Genomic DNA, 302 nt, shown 5'->3' with positions numbered 1-302 from the left:
GTCTGGTCACGCCCCCGGACGGCCATTGGACCGCCGTGAAGACGAACGGCGACGCCATTCCCGTGACCCTTCAGGCCGGATTGCTGCCGGACCAGGCCGCGCCCGAGCATATTGTGCTGTCCCTGGCCGACCAGGGCGAATCCGAAGCAGCCCGAAAGCGCTCGCGCGACCTGCAGACGCAACTCGAACAGGTCTGGCGCCTGAATTCGATGGGCCAGATGGCGGCCACCCTGGCGCACGAGTTGAACCAGCCCCTCACAGCCGCCGCCGTCTATCTTCACGCCGGCCACGCCGATGTGGCC

Annotated in this window: 1 pseudogene; it reads left to right on the top strand. The window is 67.9% G+C overall.

Annotated features, from left to right (window positions below):
* Positions 1–302 (top strand): annotated as a pseudogene (locus B2U11_RS02815) (histidine kinase dimerization/phospho-acceptor domain-containing protein); the annotation flags it as partial.

Origin of the sequence: Brevundimonas sp. UBA7534, from assembly GCF_002479325.1 — a bacterium.
GTDB lineage: Bacteria > Pseudomonadota > Alphaproteobacteria > Caulobacterales > Caulobacteraceae > Brevundimonas.
The sequence above is the reverse complement of the archived record's forward strand: the minus strand, read 5'-3'. Positions and strand labels throughout refer to the sequence as shown.